We start from the raw sequence: 18487 nt of genomic DNA on the forward strand, positions 1-18487 counted from the left end.
GTGTGTCCCGGGCCATCAGAAGTGGTACTGCTGTCCCTTGCGTTCGAGCATCGAGCCGCGGTCCCACATCCGGCGCTCCCACGCCTCGAACTCGTCCTCGAGATACGGGAGCAGCTCGGCGGTGTAGTAGGAGACCGGCGAGGGGATGCCGAAGGCGTCCGGGAAGCACGCCAGCATGAACGTGTCCTCCAGGTCCTCGGCCTCCTTCTCGATCTTCTCGTACGCCGGGTGGGTCACCAGCCCGTGATACAGGCCGGCCGCCCACTCGCGCAGCGCGTCGAGGTACCGGTCGATCCGGTCCGCGAGGGCGCCCCCGCCGTCGTCCGTGGCGTCGCTCATCGCTCGTGTGTGTGGCGCTCCCGTGGTTAAGCATGTCGCGATAGTGCGCGGATCGTCCTCGGCCCGCCGCGACCAACGGGCACAAGTACCACACGCGCGGATCGTTCGTCGATGACGCCCGGACGCGGACTCGGCGGCGGTCCCGGACCGAGCGGCGACGACGCCGTCCCGGTGACGGTCCTCTCGGGGAGCCTCGGGGCCGGCAAGACGACGCTGGTGAACCACATCCTCTCGAACGCCGGCGACCGCGACATCGCGGTGCTGGTCAACGACGTGGGATCGGTGAACGTCGATTACGACCTGCTCTCCTCGGAGGACCTCCCCGCCGTCGGCGTCGCGGAGCTGTCCAACGGCTGTATCTGCTGTGAGCTGCGCGACGACCTCGAACGCGCGGTCGTCCAGCTCGCCGACGGCAAGGAGTTCGACCACCTCGTCGTCGAGCCGTCGGGGATCAGCGAGCCCGGTCCCGTCGCCCGGCAGTTCACCAACGGCCCGGCTGCGGCCCGATACCGGATGGACGCCGTCGTCACGGTGCTCGACACCCCGCAGTTCCTCGACGCCTTCTCGGGCGAGGGAACCCCGAAACGACGGGGGAGCACCACTCACGAGGGCGGCGGTGCCCGCGGGGGCGGCGAGGGCGCGGACGCCGGCGCGGCGGCGAACGGCGAGGACGCGGACCTCGGTGGCGACGACGCCGACCGCGAAGGCGACGGCGACGAGGCTCCCCGCCCGCTCTCGGATCTGCTCGTCGAACAGGTGGAGGGCGCGGACGTGGTCCTGCTCAACAAGGCCGACCTGTGCGACGAGGCCGAACTCGCGGAGGCCGAGGAGCTGGTGCGCGCGCTCCGTCCCCGCGCCGAGACCCTTCCCACCGAACACTCGGCGGCGCCGCTGGATCGGATCCTCGACGTGGACCTGTACGAGCATCGGGACGAGGAGCACGGCCACGATCAGCCCGACGACCGCGCCGACAGCGACGATCACGGGCACGCCGACGGCGACGATCACGGCCACGGACACGGCGGGGACGACCACGACCACGCCCACCCGGACGAGGTGTACGGCGTCACCTCCTTCGTCTACCGCGCGCGGCGACCGTTCCACCCCGAACGCCTCGCCGAGTACCTCTCGAACCTGCCCGAGTCGGTCGTGCGCTCGAAGGGAACGCTCCACGTCGCCGGCAACGATCAACGGCTGCACTACAGCCAGGCCGGCCCCTCGGTTCGGGTGGAGGCGGTCGGCCCGTGGGTGGCGGCGATGGCGGAGGCCGACCGGGAGCTGTACCGGGCGAACCGCCGCGGCGGCGCCGACTGGGACGACGAGTGGGGCGACCGCCACACCGAGGTGGTCGTCATCGGCGTCGACCTCGACGAGCCGGCGGTGCGCGCGCGGCTGGACGACTGTCTCCTCACGGACGCGGAGCTGGAGAACGGAACCGGCGTCGACCCCGCCGAGTGGTTCCCGACCGCCCCCGCCGAGGGCGACGGCGATGGCGACGGGAACGCCGACGCGGTCGTTTCGCTGTCGTAGCCGTCAGCAGGCGCAGCCGGTCGAGCCGGGCGAGCGCTCGAACTCCATCTCGTCGCCGCACTCCGGACACGACGGGGGACCCTCCCCCTCCACGTCGAGGTCGAGCAGGCGCTCGTCGCAGTCGTGACACCAGTACGCGCCCGTCGACTCCTCGGTGCCGCCCCCACGGTTCGGCGATTCCGTCGAGGCCTTCAGCGTCTCGGTGAGCGTGCCGATCAGTCCCATGGGTGTGATACTCACTGTCCTGCGCATAAACTGCGGCGCGGATCCGCGGTCGCGACACACAACCGTCGAGTCCGCGATCGAGCGCCTCAGGCGTCGTCGGCGATGGTATCGAGCAGGCGCCGCAGCTCGCCGCGGCGCTTCCACCCGGCGATCCGGTCGGCAAGCGGGACCGGCAGCCCCAGCGAAACGCGCGAGACGGCCCGCACCCGACTGCCCTCGTTGGCCGGCTCGACGGTCACCGCCGTCTCCATCGCGTCGAACGGTCCCCGTTCGCCGACCTGCTCGTAGCGCCAGCCGTCGTCGGTTTCGGTCACCCGGAGGTCGAACTCCAGACCGCCGCCGGCGACGGTGACGACGGTGGCGTCGTCCTCGGATCGGGTTCCCCGGACCACGAAGCTCCCCTCGTACTCGACGAGCGCCGCCGGCGAGAGCAGCCGGCGGAGCGTGTCGGGGGTCGCCGCGACGAACCGCTCGGCCTCGACTTCGCGCATGCCGCGGGGTGGGCGCCCCCCGCACAAAAGCCCGCGGGGAACCGCCGTCGGCCGCGCTCACCAGTCGACGAGCGGGAGCGTCAACAGTACGAGCAGCAGCCCGAAGGCGACGGCGGCGTACAACAGCCGCCGGAACCGCCACGACGCCGGGAGGTTCTCGCGGAGGTCCGGCCGAGCCGAACGCACGAGGCGATGGTACGCGGCGACCGCGGTCGCGACGAAGGCCGCGACCGACCCTGTGAGCGCGAGCGGCAGGTCGACGCCGAACAGCGCCATCAGGTAGATCGGTCCGAACGAAAGGGCGATCATGAACGCCATCCCCGCGACGACGAGGAAGGGGACGGCGTCGACGGCGTCGCCCTCGCGGTTCCGGAGGCGCATACCCGACCTACGACCGCGAGAGCCAAGTAGGTGGTACCCGCACGGCGAGGCATGGCAAGCGACGGCGACCCGCGCGTGCTGCTCGCGATGAACATCGTCCTCTCGTCGATCTTCGCGTCGGTCGTCGTGTGGGGGCTGTCGTACCTCGATCTCGCCGCGTTGACGCTCGAGAACGTCGCCGGGCTCGCGATCGTCGTCTTCGCGGCCACGTACCTCCTCGTGTTGCGGTAGCGTCGCGCGCCCGACCGAGGCCGAGTACCGTTTCAGGCCGGGAGCCGAGTGCCGATTCAGGCCGCCAGCAGGAACACCGCGGTCATCGCCGCCCCCGCGGCGGGCGGGATGGTGAGGTTGTCGTCGACCACGTAGCCGCGGACCACCGGCTTCACGCCGTCGGCGACGGTCGCCCCGAGCGCCCCCGCGGCCGCGGCGGCGACGCCGACGACCGTCCCCGCGTGGAGGACGGTGATCGGCACCGCGAGCGCGAAGCACACGAGGAACATCACCCCCAGCACGCCGACCTCCTTGGCCGTCGTCGCGTCGTTGCTGCCGAGGTACCCGGAGATCGGGTCGCCGATCGACAGCATCAGGATCGCCGACACCGCGATCGGCGGCTCGAAGGCGACGATCTCGGGCCCGTACGGCGGCGCGAACGCCAGCGCCGCGACGGTCGCGCCCACCATGAACAGGGCATAGCCGGCGACGTTGTCGGCCTCGTACTCCCGCGTCAGCTCGTCGTACACGCGGTCCAGCGGCGGCCACTCCACGCCGACGACGAGTCGGAGGAACTCCAACACAAACACGCCGGCCGTCGCGACCAGCAGGAGCGCCTGTAGCTGTCGCCAGGTGACGAGCCCGAGCAGGTAGATCGCCGGGAACCCGGTCCCGGAGGCGTGAACCGCCCGCCGCTTCAGCTCCCCCATCGGCGTCTCAGGCCGTCTCCACGTCCGTCTCGATCTCGTCGTGCGACGCCGCGAGCGCGTCGAACGCGCGGTCGTCCTCGGGATCGAGCAGGGCGGCGATCTCGTCGGCGACCTCGCTCACGGGCACGCGGACCTGCCGCGCGGAGTCGCGCTCGCGGACGGTGACGGTGTCGGGGCCGTCGCCCTCGATGCCGTCGCGGTCGACGGTGACACAGAAGGGCGTGCCGACCTCGTCCTGCCGGCGGTAGCGCCGGCCGATCGAGCCGGAGTCGTCGTACTCGACCGAGAGGCCCGCCGCGCGCAGGTCGTCGGTGACCTCGTCGGCCAGATCGAGCAGGCGGTCGTCGTTGGAGACCAGCGGGAAGACGGCGGCGTCGGTGGCGGCCATCTCCGGGTCGAGCGCGAGGTAGGTGCGCTCCTCGCCGTCGACCTCGTCGGTCCGGTAGGCGTGCTCGATGACGGTGTAGACGATGCGGTCGACGCCGAACGACGGCTCGACGACGTGGGGGGTGATGTGCTCGCCGTTCTCGGTCACCTCCTCGACCGAGAAGTTCGCCACGTCGCTGTCGACCGTGTGGGTTTCGCCGTCGACCTCGACCTCGACTTCGGCCTCGTCGAAGGCGTCCGGGTCGCGCTCGGCGAGCGTCTGCAGCGCCTCTGCGACCGCGCCGGCGTCGCCGCCGAACTCGGGGCCGAGGGTCGCCATGTCGGGGTCGACGGTCGCGCGCTCGACGGTCTTCGGCTCGTCGTACTGCTTGAACACGGTGAACGACTCGCCGGAGTGTTCGGCGTGTTTGCTCAGGTCGTAGTCCGAGCGGTAGGCGAAGCCGGTGATCTCGATCCAGTCGCCTTCGTCTCGCGGCTCCTCGTCGTCGCCGCTCGACGACCTCGCGGCGCTTCGCGCCGCGCCCACTTCCGATTCGGCGTCCCAGCAGTCGGCCGCGTAGTGGGCCAACTCGCCGGGGAGGTGCTGGCGGAACCGGAACCGGTCCATGTCGACGCCGACGCGTTCGTACCACTCCTGTGCGACACCGAGGTAGTAACCGACCCAGTCGGAGCCGATGACGCCCTCGTCGACGGCGTCGCCGACGGTCGTGGTGTAGGCCTCGCCGTCCTCGTCCTCCTGCTCGTCGGCAGGGTACAGTGTGACCTCAACGTCCTCGACCTCGTGGAGCGGCGGCTCGTCCTCCTCGGGGTCGATGAACGTCTCCAGCTCGGCTTGCGTGAACTCGCGCACGCGGATGATGCCCTTCCGGGGGCTGATCTCGTTGCGGTAGGCCGGGCCGATCTGGGTGACGCCGAACGGGAGGCGGTTCCTGGCGTACTCCTTGAGGCGCGGGAACTCGACGAAGATGCCCTGGGCGGTCTCGGGGCGCATGTAGCCGGGCTGGCCCGAGCCGGGGCCGATGCTCGTCTCGAACATGAGGTTGAAGTCCTCGACCGGCTCGCCCGAAAGCGCCGCGTCGCAGGTGGGACACCGCAGGTCGTGCTCGCGGATCAGCTCCTCGACCTCGGAGATCGGGAGCGACTCGGCCTCCTCGATGTGAGTGTTGTCCTCGATGAGGTGGTCGGCGCGGTGTGACTCGCCGCACTCGGGGCACTCGACGAGCATGTCGTCGAAGCCGTCGAGGTGGCCCGACGCCTCGAAGACGGCCTCGGGCATGATCGTCGGCGCCTCGATCTCCATGTTGCCCTGGCGGACGGTGAAGCGGTCGCGCCAGGCGGACTCGAGGTTGTCCTTCACCGCCGCGCCGTTGGGGCCGTACGTGTAGAAGCCGGCGACGCCGCCGTAGGCGCCGTTGGCGCCGAAGAAGAAGCCCCGACGCTTCGCCAGCTCGATCACGTCCTCCTGTTCGGCCATCTACAGCGCCTCCAACAGGTGCACGTCGCGCACGATGCCGACGAGCTCGCCGCCGGCCTGCAGGGGCACCTGTTCGATGTCCTCGGTGATCATCTCCTGGGCGGCCTCCTGCACCGACCGCGTCCGCGAGACCGTCCGCACGTCCTCGGTCATGAACTCCGTGACCGGCTCCGCGGGGATCTCGACGTTCCGCGTGGGCACGTACGCCGCGCCGACGGCCTTGATGCCCTCCCACTTCCAGTCGTCGTCCTGATCGGCGATGGAGTCGCCGGTGTTGTCCTCGCCCTCGACGACGCGGGCGACCTCGAGCACGTCGACCTCGGTGAGCATGCCGGCCATGTCGCCGTCCTCGCCCAGCGCGACCGCGTACGGGACGTTCGCGAAGAACAGCTGGCGCTCGGCGACCGTCAGCGGCGTGCCGGTGTACACGGTGTTCACGTCGGTGCCGGCCACGTCGCCGCAGACGGCGTCGGTGTCGACCTCGTCGCGGGCGATCGCGGCGACGATGTCGGTGACGGTGACGATCCCCGCCAGGGTGTCGCCGTTGCGCTCCTCGACGACGGGAACGCGACGGCTGCCGCCGATCATCACCTGCGCGGCGTCGCGGAGGTTCGTCTCGGGCGTGACCGTCGGCACGTCCCGCATCAACAGCGCCAGCTGGTCCTCGTCGGGCTTCTCGATGAGGTCGTCCCGGGAGACGAGGCCGCGGTACACCTCCTCGTCGCCCTCGCCCTTCACCACCGGAACCGACGAGAAGCGGTACTCCTGGAGGTACGTGAGGACGTCGTCGCGACTGCCGGGGAGCGACACCGTGACGAGATCCGCTCGCGGCGTCATCGCGTCTGCTACGTTCATACCCCGCAGTGCGCCCCGACGCCTCTTGTATCATGCGAAGGTGTGCTGGCGCCTATCCCGGGCGCTCACCCGACGAATCCGGGAGTATTCCCCCGAGGGGACGACCCTGTGAAGCGCTGTCAATCCGACGAGTTTATCAGTGCGTATGTGAGATGCATTCATATGACAACGAGGCACACGGGGTGCGAGCCCGGTGAGGTGATGGCGTCGGTGGACGAGAGCTCCGCGGAGTTCGTCATCGCGGACCTCGCATGCGACGACGCCTGGCTCTCCGTCGGCGAGGCCGACGCCCCGGTGCTCGAAAACTGGTGTTGAGGTCGGGGGACCGCTCCCCCAGTCGTTCCTTCGGTCCGTTCTTCGGTCGCCGCTGCCGGTTCCCGGAAGCCACGCGTCTCCCCGGCGAATGCGACTGACGGTCGCACTCCGCCGTCAGATCTCGTCGTCCGGGTCGTGGTCGGCGGCCATCCGCTCGGCTTCCGCGGCGTAGCGTTCGCGTCGCTCGTCGTCGTCGACGCGCTCGGTGTCGTCCTCGTCGCGGTCGATGGCGGCGGTGATCGGCTTCCGCTGGAGCAACTCGATCGACGCCTGCCGCGTGTACGACCGTCGACCGTCGACGCTCGCGTAGGTGAGCGTCACCGTCTGTCGGGTGTCGTACTCGCGGGAGACGAGCCAGAGGCGCATGCCCACCGGTTGGACGGCCGACGAGAAAGGCTGCGGGGTTCGCGGTCGGTTGCGGGGTTCGCGATTGGTACGGGGTTCGCCGTCGATTGTGGAGAACCGTTCGCGGACCCCGCGACGACGGCTCTCGGGGCGGTATCGTTCAGTTCTCGAACACGAAGCCGCCGTAGTCGCCGTCGGTGTCGGTATCGTCGTCGGCCGCCTCGCCGTTGGCCGCCTCCGCTTCGGCCGGTTCGATGGTGACGCCGTCGTCGCCCTCGTCGTCGTGACCGGCGTCCGCGGGCGCGTCGATCGTGATGCCGCCGTCGGTTCGGAACTCCGACTCTCCGCCCGCGAGTCGGCTCGTCCGTCCGCCGTCTGCACGGAACTCGGCGCTTTCGGCGTCCTTGCCACGGAGTTCCGTCACGCGCTGGGACAGCTCGGCGATTGCGTCGCTCTGGTCGTCGGTCGCGGCGACGATCCGGTCGGCTGCGTGTTCGGTCTCGGTCGAGCGCTCCCGGACCTCCTCGATGGTCGCGGTGAGCTCCTCGACGGTGGCCGCCTGGTCGTCGGTCGCGCGCGACACCTCGGCGATGCCGTCGGCGGCCTGGTCGATGGACGCCGCGATGTCCTCGAACGCTACCAACACGTCGTCGATCTGGTCGGCCGCGTGATCGATCTGCTGGTGGCTCTGCTCGGCGGCGACGACCGTCGAGTCGGTCCGGTTCTGTAGCTGCTCGATGTTGCCGGTGATCTGTTCGGTGTGCTGGCGGGTCTCGTCGGCGAGCGTCTTCACCTCCTCGGCGACGACGGCGAACCCGTCGCCGTCCTTGCCGGCGCGGGCGGCCTCGATGTTGGCGTTGAGCGCCAGCAGGTTCGTCTGCTCGGCCACGTCGGAGATGACCTCGACGACGGACTCGATGTCGTCCATCCGGTCGCCGAGATCGGTGACGGAGTCGACGAGCTCCTCGCCGATCTCGGTCACCTCCTCGGTCGCCTCGCGGGCGTCCTCGCTGGCGTCGAGCCCGTCGGTCGCGGCCTCGCGCGCCTGCTCGGCGGCGGTGTCGACCTCCTCGGCGGTCGCGGCGACCTCCTCCATCGACGCGGAGAACGTCTGCATCTCCGAGACGCCCTCCGAGAGCAGCTCGTTCTGCTCGCCGACGTTCTCAGCGATCTCCTCGGCGGCGTCGACCGCCTCCTCGACGGAGTCTTCCAGGCGCGCGGTACCCTCGTCGACGCCGGCGGCGGTCTCCTCGAACGCCTCGGCCATCTCGTTGAGGTCGCAGATGACGTCGAGCAGCCGGTCGTCGAGGCAGTCGTTCTCGTCCTCGAAGGACGCCCGTGCGTCGAGGTTGCCCTCCGTCAGTAACCCCATGGTCGCGCCGAGCTCGTCGACGAGGTCCTCGACCGCCTTCTGGCGCTGGACCTGGTCCGTCCGATCGCGGACCGTCTCGACGACGGCGACCAGCTCGTCGTCCTCGTACAGCGGCATGGCAGTGAAGTAGATGTCGCGGTCGACGCCGTGCTGGTCGGTCATCACGCTGGTGTCGGAGTACAGCCACATCGACTCGTCCTCCAGGTCGACGCCGAACTCCTCGTGGACCGACTTCGGGTGTTCGAGCACCTTGTCGGCGAGCGTCTGTGCCCGACGGCCGTCGGGGTAGAACATCTCGCTGGCGTGTTCGTGGCCGATCGCCTCCTCGGCGCTCGCGCCGGTCAGCTCCTCGATCGCCGAGTTCCACGCGACGATCTCGCCGTCCGCATCGACCATGAAGACGGGCGACCCCATCCCGTCGAGCAGCAGGTCGTCGTCGACGTTCAGTTCGTCGTCCTCGTCGGCGGCGGCGTCCGACTCGGGCATTCCGGCCGAGTCGGCGCCCGACTGGACGGTGACCCCGCCGTCCGCCAGCGGCTCGTTCGGATCCGTCCCCGTGACCCACGCACGGAGGCGAGCGAGTAATGGCATACATCTACGGCTCTGTGAATCCCGTTTAACGGTTGCCGTCCGGGAATCACGTGTGATACTCGACGAGTGCCGGATCCCGTTCCTCCGCCGGCCGTGCGTCGCCGCTCTCGACGCGTCACCCTCAAACGCGCGGAGCCCCCACTCTCCCGCGATGGACGCGAGCGCCGTTCGCGAGCGCGCGGCGGACCTTCCGCGCGAGCCGGGCGTCTACCAGTTCCTCGACGGCGACACCGTGTTGTACGTCGGGAAGGCGGTCGACCTCCGGGACCGCGTGCCGTCGTACGCGGACCCGCGGTCGGCCCGGGTCTCCCGGATGGTCGACCGCGCGGACGCGCTCGATTTCGCGGTCACGGACACCGAGACCCAGGCGCTGTTGCTGGAGGCGAACCTGATCAAGCGGCTCAACCCCCGCTTCAACGTCCGGCTCAAGGACGACAAGTCGTACCCGCTGGTCCAGATCACCGACCACCCGGTCCCGCGGATCGAGGCGACGCGCGACCCCGACGAGGCGGCGACCGTCTTCGGCCCGTTCACCGACAAGGGCCGGGTCGACACCGTGATCAAGGCGATCCGCGAGACGTACGGCCTGCGCGGCTGTTCGGACCACAAGTACCAGGGACGCGAGCGCCCCTGTCTCGACTACGAGATGGGGCTCTGCTCGGCCCCCTGTACCGGCGAGATCGACGAGGCGTCCTACCGCGAGGACGTCGCGTCCGCGGTCCGCTTCTTCGAGGGGGAAACCGGCGCGCTCGCGGACCCGTTGCGGCGGGAGATGGAGGCGGCCGCCCGGGCACGGGAGTTCGAACGCGCGGCGAACCTCCGCGACCGCCTCGACGCGGTCGAGGCGTTCCACGGCGAGGGCGAGGACGCCGTCTCCGACCGCTCCGACGAGCGCGCGGTCGACGTGCTCGGCGCGGCCGTCGAGGGCGACTCGGCCGTCGTCGCGCGCCTCCACAGCGAACGCGGTCAGCTCGTCGACCGGTCTCGCCACTCGCTGGACGCCCCCGACGCAGAGGACCGCGTCGCCGAGGTGCTCTCGGCGTTCCTCGTCCAGTACTACGCCGAGCGGGAGCTTCCCGACGCGATTCTGCTCTCGGAGCGGCCGGCCGACGACGACGTACTCGCGTGGCTGGAGGCTGAGGGCGTCGCCGTCCGCGTCCCCGGCGCGGGACGGGAGGCGAAGCTCGTGGACCTCGCGCTGAAGAACGCCCGCAGCGGTCCGACGCGTCGCGACGAGCTGTCGGCACTGGCCGATGTCCTCGGGATCGACCGCCCCGAGCGCATCGAGGGGTTCGACGTGAGCCACGCCCAGGGGAAGCAGGTTGTCGGCTCCGACGTGTGCTTCGTCGGCGGAAGCGCCGAGAAGGCGGACTACCGTCGAAAGAAGCTCACCGACCGCAACGACGACTACGCGAACATGCGCGAGCTAGTGAAGTGGCGCGCAGAGCGCGCGGTCGACGGGCGCGACGACCGGCCCGACCCGGACCTGCTGCTCATCGACGGCGGCGACGGCCAGCTCGGCGCCGCGCGCGACGCCCTCGCGGAAGTCGGCTGGGACGTGCCGGCGGTGGCGCTCGCCAAGGAGGAGGAACTGGTGATCACGGCCGACGGAGTGCACCGCTGGGAGGACGACGCGCCGCATCTCCACCTCCTCCAGCGCGTTCGCGACGAGGCGCATCGGTTCGCGGTGCAGTATCACCAGACGCTCCGCGACGACGTGTCGACGGTTCTCGACGAGGTGCCCGGCGTCGGTCACGAGACGCGCCGGCGACTCCTCCGGCGGTTCGGCTCAGTCGAGAACGTGCGCGCCGCCGGCGAGGACGACTTGCTGGACGTGCCCGGCGTCGGCGAGAAGACGGCGCGAGCGCTGAAGGCGCGGCTGTAGGCGTGGCCGATCGATCCGATGTAGCTGACAGGCGGTCCGACCGTCCCGCGACCGGCGAAGGGGGACCGCACAGCCGCCCGGACCCTCGCCGGCTGCCGTTACGTCACGCGACGGGGTGGCCCCGGCTTCGGGCAAGAACGTTCGGCTACACTGGGAGGGAACTTCGCGGGGCTGCGGTTACTGCGTCCGGAACGCGCGGTCGCCGGCGTCGCCGAGGCCGGGGACGATGAACCCCTCGTCGTTGAGTTCGTCGTCGATGGCGACGGTGAGGAGATCGGCCTGCGGCGCCTCCTCGGCGACGCGGGTGAGTCCGTCCGGGGCGGAGACGGCGGAGAGCACGAACAGGTCCTCGGGCTCTGGGTTGTCGGCGAGCACGTGATCGAGCACGGCACACATCGTCGATCCCGTCGCGAGCATGGGGTCGGCGACGATGACGGTGTCCTCGGCGGTGATGTCGGGAAGCTTCGTGTAGTCGATCTCGATCGGGAAGGTGCCGTCCTCCCCCATCCCGGCCTCCTCGTTGCGGCCGGCGGAGATGACGCCCTGCTTGGCGCGCGGGAACGCCTTCAACAGTCCCTCGACGAACGGCGTCGCGGCGCGCAGGACGTTGATGATGACGACGTTGTCGAGCCCCTTCACGCGCTCGCCGGTCGTCTCCGCCAGCGGCGTCTCGATCGAGACGAACTCCGTCTCCATCGCGCCGTCGATGATCTCGTAGCCGCAGATGCGGCCCAGCTTCACCAGCCCCTTTCGGAACGCGACCTGCTCCGTCTCCACGTCGCGCAGCCGTGAGAGCGTGTCCTTCGCCAGCGCGTGCGTGATGAGGTGTGCGTCCCCTCGCTCCTCGATAGCCATCGTTGTTCGGACGTTGCTGTGCGGGCGGTCATAATCCCGTTGGCTCGCGCGCAGTGTGCGCACCCGTAGCGCACGACCCGAGATCTGGCCGTGACCCGAGGTCGGGCCGTCCGGGCCGGACCGTCCGCAGTTCGACGATCGTCGACTCGATCTACGTCGTTCGGCACCCGAGATCGTCGGTTTCGAAACGTTTACCGGAGACTCGGTCGGCTAGGTACGTGATATGACGAAAGTCAGCGTGATCGGCGCGGCGGGAACGGTGGGTGCCGCGGCCGGCTACAACATCGCGCTTCGGGACATCGCGGACGAACTCGTGTTCGTCGACATCCCGGACATGGAGGAGACGACGATCGGCCAGGCGGCCGACACCAATCACGGGGTCGCGTACGATTCCAACACGCGGATCCGCCAGGGTGACTATTCGGCCACTGAGGGCTCGGACGTGGTCGTCATCACCGCGGGCATCCCGCGCAAGGAGGGGCAGACCCGGATCGACCTGGCGGGCGACAACGCGCCGATCATGGAGGACATCGGCGAGTCGCTGCGCGAGTACAACGACGACTTCGTGTCGATCACCACCTCGAACCCCGTGGACCTGCTCAACCGCCACCTGTACGAGAGCGGCGAGCGCGCCCGCGAGAAGGTGATCGGCTTCGGCGGCCGCCTCGACTCCGCGCGCTTCCGGTACGTGCTCTCCGAGCGCTTCGACGCGCCGGTGAAGAACGTCGAGGCGACGATCCTCGGCGAGCACGGCGACGCGCAGGTGCCCGTGTTCTCGAAGGTCCGCGTCGACGGCGCCGACCCCGAGTTCACTGCCGACGAGAAGGAGGAGATCCTCGGCGACCTCCAGGAGTCGGCGATGGACGTGATCTCGCGCAAGGGCGCGACCGAGTGGGGGCCGGCCACGGGCGTCGCCCACATGGTCGAGGCCGTGATCCGCGACACCGGCGAGGTGCTCCCCGGCTCCATCGCGCTGGAGGGCGAGTTCGGCCACGAGGACACCGCCTTCGGCGTCCCCGTGAAGCTCGGATCCGGCGGCGTCGAGGAGGTCGTCGAGTGGAACCTCGACGACTACGAGGCCGACCTCATGGACGAGGCGGCCGAGAAACTCTCGACCCAGTACGACAAGATCGCGTAGGGCAAGATCGCGTAGGGCAAGATCGCGTAGGGCAAGATCGCGTAGGGATCGACTCCAGCAACGAGCGTACGCGAACCGAGCGATCTCGATCTCACTTTTTGACGCCGGCGGCGGTTCGAGTCGCCACCGCGGCGTCGTTCGACGCGAGGGTTCAAATCCGATGCCGGGACCAGCCCCCGCGTGACCTGACGACGGCCGTGGCGGGTTCGCGGGTGCGCGGCACCCCCGCCACGGAGCGATCGCGCCGCCTGTCAGCCCCACTATAGCCGTCGCTCCGACGACAGATCGAGGCAACGACTAAATCGCTGGCTCGCACAGCCGAAGGTATGTCCGACTCTTGTGACGCGTGCGGGTCGTCGGTGGAGGACGCGCTCGCCCGGACGATCCGCCTGTCGGTCGATCGCTCGACGGTCGACGAGCAGCGCCTGTGCCCCGGCTGTTTCGCCGAGTGGATCGACCGCTACGAGCAACAGATGCGGACCGAACCGGACGTGACGATCGACGAGGAAAACGACATCATCGTCGACTGACCCGGATCGTTAGGTCCCGATCGAGCAGGTCGTCCCGACCGCGAGTCCCTCCTCCTCGACGTGTGCGGCCAGACACCCGTAGTTGCAAAACGGCGTCTCCTGGGTCGTGTCGCCCTCGCGGACGTACACCGGGTCGTGGACGGTCACGTCACAGCCGCAGTACGCGCAGTCGATAGCGTCGCTCATCGAACGTGTCTCCGTCGGCCGGCGGGAAAACGGACCGTCGGTCGTGCGATCCGTTCGCTATCGCGGTCGGCGCGTCGGTCGCCTACTCCTCGTCGCTGTCGCCGTTCCCGTCGTCCTCGTCCTCGCCGGCGCTCAGCCCCTCATCGTCCGGGCGATCGAGCGCCCGCTCGGCGTCGTGGTGCTCGGAATAGCCGTCGAACCAGCGAGCGATGCGTTCGATGCGGTCGACGATGTGCGCCGGCTCGCCCGAGCGGGACAGCTCGTGTCCCTCGCGCGGGTACCGCACGAGCCGCGTGTCGACGCCGTGCTTGCGGAGGATCCGGTGGAACAGCTCCGCGGTGTTGTCCGGCGTGCGGTAGTCGTCGTCGGAGTGGAGCACCAGCGTCGGCGTCTCCACCTCGTCGGCGTGCGCGACCGGCGAGTGCTCCCAGAGGAGCTCCGGCTCCTCCCACGGCGTCGTGTCGTAGTCGCCCTCGACCAGCTTGTACGCCCCGTCGGTCGAGCCGTAGAAGCCGGTGAAGTCGTAGACGCCGCGCTGGGAGACGGCCGCGCGGAAGTAGTCGGTCTGCCCGACCGTCCACGAGGTCATGTAGCCCCCGAAGGAGCCGCCGGTGAGGAAGGCGTTCGTCTCGTCGACGTAGTCGCGCGCGGCGACCTCCTCGACGCCGGCCAGCACGTCGGTGAGCGTCACGTCGCCCCAGTCGCGCTCGATGGCCTGCATGAACTCCTCGCCGAAGCCCGTGGAGCCGCGCGGGTTCGACCAGAACACGACGTAGCCGCGCGCCGCGAGCGTCTGGAACTCGTGCCACATCGTCCCGCTCGTGGTCCACATCGCGTGCGGGCCGCCGTGGACCTCCACGGCGAGCGGGTAGGTTTCGTTCTCATCGAAGCCGGGCGGCGTCAACACCCACCCCTCGACGGGCCCCTGCTCGGACTCGAAGGCGACGGGTTCGGGCTCGGAGACGGCGACGTCATCGAGGTACTCCCCGTTCAGGCGGGTGAGCCGACGCTCCTCGGACCCGTCCAAAACGAAGAGATCGCCCGGATGATCCCACTCGCTTTTCGTGATCGCCGTCACGCCGTCGGCGACGTGGGCGCCGTTGACGGCGCCCCCGCGGTACTCACGTTCGGGCGCGTCGCTCGCGTCGCCGGGCGCCGACCAGAGGCTCGTCGCGCCCTCGTCGGGCGTGGTGAAGAACACGCGCTCCTCGTCGGGACCCCACTGCGGGAAGGCCTCGTAGCCGAGACCGCGGTCGAGGTCGGCCGTGAGGTCGTAGGTCTCGTCGGCCGCGCGGTCGTACACGTGGAGCTCGGTCGGCTGGATGCTCGCCTGCTCGGCCTCGGTGTACGTGTAGGCGATCCGGTGGTCCTCCGTGACCGCGAGCGCCGCGCCCCAGCCCGTGGTGCGGAGCACGTCCTCGGCGTCGCCGGACTCGGTGTCGTAGGCGACGACATCGATATCGTAGTTGTCGTCGGGGTCGTCGCCGGCCTTCTGTGCCGTGAAGTACAGCGTCCCGTCGTCGCCCCACGTCGGCTCGGCGTGGTCGTGGTCGCCGTCGGTGACGCGCGTGAGGTCACCCGACTCGACATCGAGGACGTACACCTGCGGGCGTTTCCCGTCGAAGTAGTTGGTACCGGTCCGGTACACCGTCCGGTCGATGACGCGCGGATCCGGTTCCTCGGGATCGTACTCGTCGGGAACCTCCAGATCGCGCTCCTCCTCGCGGTCCCCCTCGGTCACGGACTGGAGGAACGCGATCCGGCTCCCGTCGGGGCTCCACGCGATCGAGGTGACGCCGCCGACAACGTCGGTGATCTGCTCGGCCTCGCCGCCGGGGCCGTCGAGCGGAAGGAGCCACAGCTGTTGGGTGTCGTCGTCCTTCCCGCGCGTCGAGGTGAACGCGAGGCGGTCGCCGCTCGGCGAGAAGCGCGGTTCGGCGTCGGTCCCCTCCTCGAGCGTCAGCCGCCGCGCGTCGTCGTCGCCGTCGGTCGGCGCGAGGTACACCGTCGACTCGTAGGACTCGTCGTCGCTCGGCTCGCTGCGTACGAACGCCACGTGCTCGCCGTCCGGCGCGACCCGCGGGTCGCTCGGCTTGGCGATGTCGTGGAAGTCGCTCGCCTGAATCGTGTCCATACCGCGGCGTCGGAGCCCCGGGGCAAGTACGTTCGGAACTCGGAACGGGAAGCCGCGGCCCCCTCGCCGTCCACCGTCGGCCGTCTACTGTCCGCCGTCCGCTATCCGCCGTTGCCGTCCGCCGTCGCCGTCCGCCGTCAGCGGAACCGCCCCGGGTCGAACGCGGACAGGTCCGCCTCCGGGTCGACGCCTCGAACGAGATCGGCGACGAGCGCGCCGCTGTAGGGACCGAGCGTGAGCCCCGTCGAACCGTGTCCGGTGGCGAGGTACGCGCCCGCCACGCGGGAGCCGCCCCGAGGACCGGCAGGCCGTCACGCGAGACCGGCCGGAGCCCGACCCTCGTCTCGACCGGCTCCGCGTCGGCGAGTCCGTCGGCGACGCGCAGCGCCTCCCCGTACACGTCGTGGAGCCCCGCGACGGTCGCCCGCGGGGCGAACCCCGTGGCGTCCTCCCGCGTCGCGCCGACGGCGACCCGGCCGCCGGGCCACGACACCATGTACTTGTGTCGGAACGGGCTGACGATCGGCCAGTCGGCCGTGTCGGCGTCGACCGCGAGGTGGACGATCTGCCCGCGCTGGGGCTCGACGGGGATCGCAACCCCGAGCGCGTCCGCGAACGTGCCCGACCACGCCCCGCCGGCGATCACGACCGCGTCGAACGCCCGGCGTTCGCCCTCGACGACGACCCCGGCGACCGTCGCGTCGTCCGCTCCCCCGGGTCGCCCCTCGACCGCGATGTCGGTCACGTCGGCGTGTTCGACCGAGAGCTCGTGTCTCTCCCCGGCGCTCCGCAGCGCGCTCGCGAACGTCCGCCCGTCGACCCGTCCCTGGTCGCGGTACACCATCGCGCGCTCGGCGTCCGACAGCGGCGGGAACAGCTCGCGTGCGCGCTCGATGGATATCTCCTCGAACGTGTCCGGCGCCGGCGTTCCGTACGTCTCGGATCGCCGCTGAGTCCGCCGTTTGGCCGCCTCGAACGCCTCGACCTCGTCGGGGTCGACGGCGACGCTGAGGAGGTCACACGAGTCGTAGCCGTGGTCGGTGACGCCGTCTGCTTCGAGGTCGTCGACGAGGGCCGGATAGTGCGCCGCCGCCTCGCGGGCGAGGGCGAACCACGCCGCCGAGTCCGTCCGGCTGCTCGTCGCCGGCGCGACGATCCCGGCGCCGGCGTCGGTCGCCCGCCCCTCGTCCCGCCGGTCGAACAGGACGGTGTCGACGCCCTCGCGCGCGAGTCGGTGTGCCGCCGCCGAGCCGACGATGCCGCCGCCGACGACCGCGACCGAGTCCGGGTCGCTCATGGGTCGAGATGTCGGTCGACCCTCCTGAAGCTACGTGCCGGAGCGACGGCTGCCGGATCCGCGTTATCCGATGTCGACCCGGCCGCTCGTCGCCGAGCGCAGCCGGTCGCGGAGGTCGGGCGCGTCGGCGACGGGAACGCGCGCCTCGAACGTCACCTCGGCGTCGTAGTCGGCGTCGAACTCGACGCCCGTCGATTCGAGGATCCCCCGAACCGTCCCGGAGTCGTCGTACGCGACCGTGAGCGCGACGTGTTCGTGGGGCTTCTCCTCGACGACGCCGGCGGCCTCGAGTCCGTCCTTCACCGCGCGGGAGTAGGCCCGGGCGAGGCCGCCGACGCCGAGGTTCGTCCCGCCGTAATAGCGCGTGACGACGGCGACGACGTTGCGGACCTCCCCCTGTTCGAGGACGTTCAGCGCCGGCTTCCCGGCGGAGCCGGTCGGCTCGCCGTCGTCGCTCGAATACTCCCGGAGCATCACCTCGCCCGGCGACTTCGACGGTCCGTCGCTCGCGGGGACGCGGTAGGCGGGGACGTTGTGCGTCGCGTCGTCGTACTCCGAGCGCGCCTCCTCAATAAACGCCTCCGCCGCCTCGACGGTGTCGGCGGGTGCCAGGTGGCCGATGAACCGCGACCCCTGCACCGTGAACTCCGCGGACGCGCGGCCGTCGACGGTACGGTACGGGTCGGGGGTCGCCATGGCGGTCGTTGCCGGCGGCGCGTGAAAGGGTTACTCGTCGCCCCTCGCGGCGACCGCGGAGCCGTCGGCGTCCTCGGCCGCGGCTCCCGAGCGGTCCGGGTCGGCGACGAACAGCGCGAGGAACGCCGCCGCGCCGACCGCCTGCGCGACGAACGACACCAGCGCCACCGGATCGGTCGCGAGATGCGCGAGGATCTCGCCGACCGGGTCGGTCACGTCGTGGCGCGGGACCAGGCCGCCGTGGTCGGTGAGGTGCCACCAGGCGTACCCGGCGGAGTAGGTGAGCAACACCCCGACCGTCAGCGAGTAGAGTCGGCGGTCGTGGGAGCCGCGAACGATGACGGCCGCGACCCCGACGAGCAGCAGCGCCGACGGGACGAACAGGTACGGGCGCGGGTCGCGAACCGACAGCAGCGGGAGGTACACGAGGAGGTCCGGAACCCCCTCGATCAGGTGGATCGCCGCCGAGACGAGCGCCGCCTGCACGCCGAGGACGCGCAGGACGCTCGCGGTTCGGTCGTCCATGCCACGGTCTCGGTGA

The 18487-nt window shown here is 70.4% G+C and carries 21 protein-coding genes and 1 pseudogene; 6 read left to right on the forward strand and 16 right to left on the reverse strand.

The genetic code is table 11. The features are described 5' to 3' along the window. Positions 1-15 precede the first annotated feature (15 nt). Positions 16-339, reverse strand: a complete 324-nt coding sequence (locus K6T50_RS09485) for a DUF7990 family protein (RefSeq protein ID WP_222606368.1) — start codon at positions 337-339, stop codon at positions 16-18. 111 nt (positions 340-450) lie between these two features. On the opposite strand from K6T50_RS09485, the gene K6T50_RS09490 reads away from it, so the two are divergent. Further along, a complete protein-coding gene (locus tag K6T50_RS09490; protein ID WP_222606369.1) occupies positions 451-1869 on the forward strand; it encodes a CobW family GTP-binding protein in 1419 nt (472 codons plus the stop codon). Between the two features lie 3 nt (positions 1870-1872). Here the strand turns inward: K6T50_RS09490 and K6T50_RS09495 are convergent, their stop codons facing one another. The 3 genes from K6T50_RS09495 to K6T50_RS09505 form a co-directional block, all read right to left on the reverse strand. After that, positions 1873-2094, reverse strand: coding sequence for a zinc-ribbon domain-containing protein (locus K6T50_RS09495; RefSeq protein WP_222606370.1), 222 nt, complete (start codon positions 2092-2094; stop codon positions 1873-1875). 86 nt (positions 2095-2180) lie between these two features. Then, complete coding sequence (locus K6T50_RS09500; RefSeq protein WP_222606371.1) at positions 2181-2585, reverse strand: SRPBCC family protein; 405 nt, start codon at positions 2583-2585, stop codon at positions 2181-2183. 57 nt (positions 2586-2642) lie between these two features. After that, positions 2643-2966, reverse strand: a complete 324-nt coding sequence (locus K6T50_RS09505) for a hypothetical protein (RefSeq protein WP_222606372.1) — start codon at positions 2964-2966, stop codon at positions 2643-2645. A gap of 51 nt (positions 2967-3017) precedes the next feature. Between K6T50_RS09505 and K6T50_RS09510 the strand changes: the two genes are divergently transcribed. After that, positions 3018-3197: a DUF8107 family protein gene (locus K6T50_RS09510; RefSeq protein WP_222606373.1), complete on the forward strand. Its 180-nt coding sequence runs from the start codon at positions 3018-3020 to the stop codon at positions 3195-3197. A 56-nt stretch (positions 3198-3253) separates the two neighbouring features. On the opposite strand, the gene K6T50_RS09515 is transcribed toward K6T50_RS09510, so the two are convergent. Genes K6T50_RS09515 through K6T50_RS09525 form a run of 3 tightly spaced genes read right to left on the reverse strand, consistent with a single transcriptional unit; the run spans position 3254 to position 6602 of the window. Then, positions 3254-3886: a diacylglycerol/polyprenol kinase family protein gene (locus tag K6T50_RS09515; RefSeq protein ID WP_222606374.1), complete on the reverse strand. Its 633-nt coding sequence runs from the start codon at positions 3884-3886 to the stop codon at positions 3254-3256. Positions 3887-3893: 7 nt separating this feature from the next. Next, positions 3894-5747 carry a glycine--tRNA ligase gene (gene glyS, locus K6T50_RS09520; protein WP_222606375.1) on the reverse strand — a complete coding sequence of 618 codons (1854 nt, stop codon included), beginning with the start codon at positions 5745-5747 and terminating at the stop codon, positions 3894-3896. Next, entirely contained in the window at positions 5748-6602 is an 855-nt protein-coding gene (locus K6T50_RS09525) for a CBS domain-containing protein (RefSeq protein WP_222606376.1), read from the reverse strand. 162 nt (positions 6603-6764) lie between these two features. Between K6T50_RS09525 and K6T50_RS09530 the strand changes: the two genes are divergently transcribed. Next, entirely contained in the window at positions 6765-6917 is a 153-nt protein-coding gene (locus K6T50_RS09530) for a DUF7556 family protein (RefSeq protein WP_222606377.1), read from the forward strand. A gap of 114 nt (positions 6918-7031) precedes the next feature. Here K6T50_RS09530 and K6T50_RS09535 read toward each other — a convergent pair whose 3' ends face one another. Next, on the reverse strand, positions 7032-7283 hold the full coding sequence (locus tag K6T50_RS09535) for a DUF7967 family protein (RefSeq protein WP_222606378.1): 252 nt from the start codon (positions 7281-7283) through the stop codon (positions 7032-7034). Positions 7284-7422: 139 nt separating this feature from the next. Next, positions 7423-9225 (reverse strand): methyl-accepting chemotaxis protein, encoded by a 1803-nt coding sequence (locus K6T50_RS09540; RefSeq protein WP_222606379.1) that lies wholly within the window; start codon positions 9223-9225, stop codon positions 7423-7425. A gap of 151 nt (positions 9226-9376) precedes the next feature. Between K6T50_RS09540 and K6T50_RS09545 the strand changes: the two genes are divergently transcribed. Further along, complete coding sequence (locus tag K6T50_RS09545; RefSeq protein WP_222606380.1) at positions 9377-11110, forward strand: excinuclease ABC subunit C; 1734 nt, start codon at positions 9377-9379, stop codon at positions 11108-11110. A gap of 177 nt (positions 11111-11287) precedes the next feature. Here the strand turns inward: K6T50_RS09545 and upp are convergent, their stop codons facing one another. Then, a complete protein-coding gene (gene upp, locus K6T50_RS09550; RefSeq protein ID WP_222606381.1) occupies positions 11288-11965 on the reverse strand; it encodes a uracil phosphoribosyltransferase in 678 nt (225 codons plus the stop codon). 223 nt (positions 11966-12188) lie between these two features. Between upp and mdh the strand changes: the two genes are divergently transcribed. Both mdh and K6T50_RS09560 read left to right on the forward strand, forming a co-directional pair. Then, entirely contained in the window at positions 12189-13103 is a 915-nt protein-coding gene (gene mdh / locus K6T50_RS09555; RefSeq protein ID WP_222606382.1) for a malate dehydrogenase, read from the forward strand. Between the two features lie 326 nt (positions 13104-13429). Continuing rightward, positions 13430-13633: a DUF7569 family protein gene (locus K6T50_RS09560; RefSeq protein ID WP_222606383.1), complete on the forward strand. Its 204-nt coding sequence runs from the start codon at positions 13430-13432 to the stop codon at positions 13631-13633. Positions 13634-13642: 9 nt separating this feature from the next. On the opposite strand, the gene K6T50_RS09565 is transcribed toward K6T50_RS09560, so the two are convergent. The 6 genes and pseudogenes from K6T50_RS09565 to K6T50_RS09585 all read right to left on the reverse strand — a co-directional run bounded on the left by K6T50_RS09565 (position 13643) and on the right by K6T50_RS09585 (position 18471). Continuing rightward, positions 13643-13819, reverse strand: a complete 177-nt coding sequence (locus tag K6T50_RS09565) for a hypothetical protein (RefSeq protein ID WP_222606384.1) — start codon at positions 13817-13819, stop codon at positions 13643-13645. An 82-nt stretch (positions 13820-13901) separates the two neighbouring features. Then, complete coding sequence (locus K6T50_RS09570) at positions 13902-15953, reverse strand: S9 family peptidase (RefSeq protein WP_222606385.1); 2052 nt, start codon at positions 15951-15953, stop codon at positions 13902-13904. Positions 15954-16090: 137 nt separating this feature from the next. Next, positions 16091-16234 (reverse strand): hypothetical protein, encoded by a 144-nt coding sequence (locus K6T50_RS18925; protein WP_225935430.1) that lies wholly within the window; start codon positions 16232-16234, stop codon positions 16091-16093. 62 nt (positions 16235-16296) lie between these two features. Beyond that, positions 16297-17250 (reverse strand): annotated as a pseudogene (locus K6T50_RS09575) (NAD(P)/FAD-dependent oxidoreductase); the annotation flags it as partial. A gap of 63 nt (positions 17251-17313) precedes the next feature. Beyond that, positions 17314-17946: an IMPACT family protein gene (locus K6T50_RS09580; protein ID WP_222606386.1), complete on the reverse strand. Its 633-nt coding sequence runs from the start codon at positions 17944-17946 to the stop codon at positions 17314-17316. Between the two features lie 30 nt (positions 17947-17976). Next, positions 17977-18471, reverse strand: a complete 495-nt coding sequence (locus tag K6T50_RS09585) for a hypothetical protein (RefSeq protein WP_222606387.1) — start codon at positions 18469-18471, stop codon at positions 17977-17979. Between the last annotated feature and the right edge of the window lie 16 nt (positions 18472-18487).

Origin of the sequence: Halobaculum magnesiiphilum, assembly GCF_019823105.1 — an archaeon.
Classification (GTDB): domain Archaea; phylum Halobacteriota; class Halobacteria; order Halobacteriales; family Haloferacaceae; genus Halobaculum; species Halobaculum magnesiiphilum.